Annotated in this window: 4 protein-coding genes; 3 read left to right on the top strand and 1 reads right to left on the bottom strand. The window is 37.1% G+C overall.

All coding sequences use genetic code 11. The annotated features are described in order from the left end of the window. Positions 1 to 230 precede the first annotated feature (230 nt). A complete protein-coding gene (locus tag BTHERMOSOX_RS10020) occupies positions 231 to 497 on the top strand; it encodes a type II toxin-antitoxin system Phd/YefM family antitoxin (protein WP_249360681.1) in 267 nt (88 codons plus the stop codon). After that, positions 487 to 696, top strand: a complete 210-nt coding sequence (locus BTHERMOSOX_RS10025; protein ID WP_138121023.1) for a type II toxin-antitoxin system YoeB family toxin — start codon at positions 487 to 489, stop codon at positions 694 to 696. The genes BTHERMOSOX_RS10020 and BTHERMOSOX_RS10025 overlap by 11 nt, the downstream gene beginning before the upstream one ends. 519 nt (positions 697 to 1,215) lie before the next feature. Here the strand turns inward: BTHERMOSOX_RS10025 and BTHERMOSOX_RS10030 are convergent. Then, a complete protein-coding gene (locus BTHERMOSOX_RS10030) occupies positions 1,216 to 1,587 on the bottom strand; it encodes a hypothetical protein (RefSeq protein ID WP_212744653.1) in 372 nt (123 codons plus the stop codon). Between the two features lie 590 nt (positions 1,588 to 2,177). Here BTHERMOSOX_RS10030 and BTHERMOSOX_RS10035 point away from each other — a divergent pair. After that, positions 2,178 to 2,648, top strand: a complete 471-nt coding sequence (locus tag BTHERMOSOX_RS10035) for a Uma2 family endonuclease (RefSeq protein WP_138121025.1) — start codon at positions 2,178 to 2,180, stop codon at positions 2,646 to 2,648. Positions 2,649 to 3,057 lie beyond the last annotated feature (409 nt).

Genomic DNA, 3,057 nt, shown 5'->3' on the forward strand with positions numbered 1-3,057 from the left:
CTCCCCTTCGGGGCAATCTAGGCGGAGCCGCCTTTTGTCAGAAACAGACATGTTGGAAAATAGGGGGAATTAACCTCCTTGCGGCAACAGGGGGCTGGTGGGTGATTCCTCCAGCCTACCTACTATTGAATGCTCGTTTGTTTCACGGAAACAGTGGGAACTAGATAAATGGTAAATCACGCTGGCTGAGCCTTGATCCTGTTTTTTTAAATAAATATCAATAAACCAAAATGAAAACATTCACTCTAAAACAAGCGCAAGCCGATTTTCAAGAAATAATAAATTATTCATTAAAAACTCATGATGAAATCAATATATCATCAGATAATGGAGCAGTAATAATGATACCTCAAGATGATTATGATGAAATGCAAGAAACCTTAAGGCTACTATCTGATAAGCTCTCACTTAAGGCGTTATTAGAAGCGCATGAAGCACGAAAAAATGGAGAGATACCTAAATCATATTCGATAAAGGACGTTTTTTGTGACCTATAAAATTAATATCCTGAGTAATGCCAATAATGATTTAAAATGGTTTAGAAAAAATGACAAAACATCGTATATAAAGCTTTTTGATTTAACGAGAGAAATAATGATTGAACCCCGAGAAGGAACAGGGAAACCAGAGCGATTAAAATATTTTGAACAAGAAGTTTACTCAAGAAGAGTTAAATCAAGCTGGCTGACCCCTTGATTTTATAGACTGTCGAGCAAAGACTAAGGCCTAGTATTGAAGCAATAATAAAATTGAACTTATTCATTTAAAGATCCTGAAAAAAGTTAATTAAGTGATAGAAATAAAACAATAGAAATGTAGCAGGCCAAGCCGTCTCAAAGCGATACTTACTAATTTCATGATAAAAAAGTCTAACAATTAAATTGAGGAGTTAAGTGTATATTTAATCTCTATGGGTTTAATTTCCCGAAGCTTGCTGCAATAAGATTCAACGTGAAGTAAATGTGATATAAAATACTGTAGAGCGGACTTCAGTCCGCTATTCCTGTTAAAAAATACGCTTCCTAATTCAAACACGCTCGTCATTCCTGCATGTTGTTAGCAGGAATCTATGGGCCTAAGCAATAGACTCCCGATTAAGCTTGTGCCCACGCTTGACTGGGTAGCCTTCGGGAATAACGAGCCGCTTAACATGATGTTATTTCAGATGTTTTTAATGTGGCTGTGAGTTGTACGTAATCAGATGTTGAATTAAAATTAACTAGGGTTAACATCGATGATTCCATCTTCTATGTCCTCAATTACTTGCCCATCACCATCGACTTGTTGCTGGTTAGCTGTATCTACAGCTGCTTGAATTTCTGCTGCTGCCCCCGGCACTATAACTGTGACTGCCGCTGCAATTTCTGCTGCAGCCTCAGGAACTGCAGCCGCTGCAATTTCTACCGCAACTGCTGGATATGCTGTTGCGATTGCTGCAGCGATCGCAGCCGCTTGCTCTGGATTCGCCAACGCTGCTTCTGCTGCGATCTTTGCAGCGTTATCTGGATCTTTTGCCGCTTCAGCCAATGCTGCAGTTATTATCGGATCTACATCTTCAGCAAAAGCCGAAATTGGAGAAAAACTCAATATTAAAGCTAATAAAAAACCCTTTAAATGTAAGCTGTTTATTTTTTTCATACTGATTCCACCTTGAGCTAAGATAAAAGTTGCTTATGTACAAACTTTATAGATTATATGATTAATTGCTACCTACAACAAGGTTTTGACGGATTTATTCTGACTGGAATGAAAATAACAAGTATAAAATTAAATATCCACGTTCTTAGAACATGGATATTTAATTTCTACAGGAGCAGAACATTAAAAACGCTTTGACCATATCGACAAAAATTGATTATTAAATAAATCGATATCTTTCCTTATATTCTTACGTAACAGCCGCTATTGCTCCGGTGCACGTTAAAATCTCGCGCCCCAAACAATACGATGCTGAAGCGCAGGTCTTTAGACCGCAAATACTCACATAGTTTTATGCTGCCTCGTCTAAAATTGCTAGCCCAAAAAGGGAATGCCAAAGCGCTAATTCGTTCGTGTGGGTGCATGCGTGGTTTGAAATGTGATAAGGTTGCAGTGCTTATTCTATTCTATCCGACTCTGACCCATTGATTCCTATAAGCTGGGTTAGACTTTTTACGAAATAAAGCAGGTAATTATTTATGCAATGGCAAGAAGTGTGTGAAAATCAAAATTTAAAAAACCTTCCATTCAAAATAGAACTTAATGATCAAGGTAAAATATTAATGACTCCCGTAAAAGTAAACCATTCAATTCTTCAAGGGAAAATCATTAAGCATTTATATCAAAACATAACAGAGGGAGAGGCATTAGCAGAATGCGCCATTAAAACAAAACAGGGGACAAAAGTTGCCGATGTTGCCTGGGCATCACAAAGTTTACTTGAAAAAATAGAAAATGAAGTTGAGTGCTCAATAGCCCCAGAAATTTGTATTGAAGTATTATCTTTTTCAAATACAAAGCGAGAGATTAATGAAAAAAAAACGATCTATTTTGAGCAAGGGGCAATAGAATTTTGGGTATGCGATAGCTATGGAAATATAAGTTTCTTTGTAAAAGAAGGTCAAATAGAACACTCAAAGATAGCTAAAAACTTTCCAAAAAATATTTGAAAATAACAAATTTCTCGTTCCCACGCTCAGCGTTGGAGTGGGATAAGTGAAATATTTGTCCCGCGTTAAAAAACAACACCCTACCCCCACCCGAAACCGCGATCTTCAGTCGCGGAACATCAAACAAGCCGTTAGTTAACCGAGCACCCAAAAAAAGCACATTCATAATTTATGAACATTTTATTTTTCAAACCTGACCACATGGATTTAAAATGTGCTATCATCATAAATAACCTGATTACCCATAAGGGAGCTGGAAATAAATAATCATCCAATCTCCCTAACTGAAGTTTCCCAATTATTGAGTAGCTAAAGTACACAATGCTGGCATATCTAGGTTTATTTTAGGTGAGTTTGCATTGTATATAGCTAACCCCTATTTAATTCCCATTAGGCGAAAGCATTTGAA

The sequence above is a fragment of the Bathymodiolus heckerae thiotrophic gill symbiont genome (genome assembly GCF_900128515.1).
Taxonomy (GTDB): domain Bacteria; phylum Pseudomonadota; class Gammaproteobacteria; order PS1; family Pseudothioglobaceae; genus Thioglobus_A.

Bases quoted from the DNA above. Each gene is read 5' to 3' on its own strand.
- BTHERMOSOX_RS10020 (WP_249360681.1), top strand. From the start codon at position 231: ATGAAAACATTCACTCTAAAACAAGCGCAAGCCGATTTTCAAGAAATA.
- BTHERMOSOX_RS10035 (WP_138121025.1), top strand. From the start codon at position 2,178: ATGCAATGGCAAGAAGTGTGTGAAAATCAAAATTTAAAAAACCTTCCA.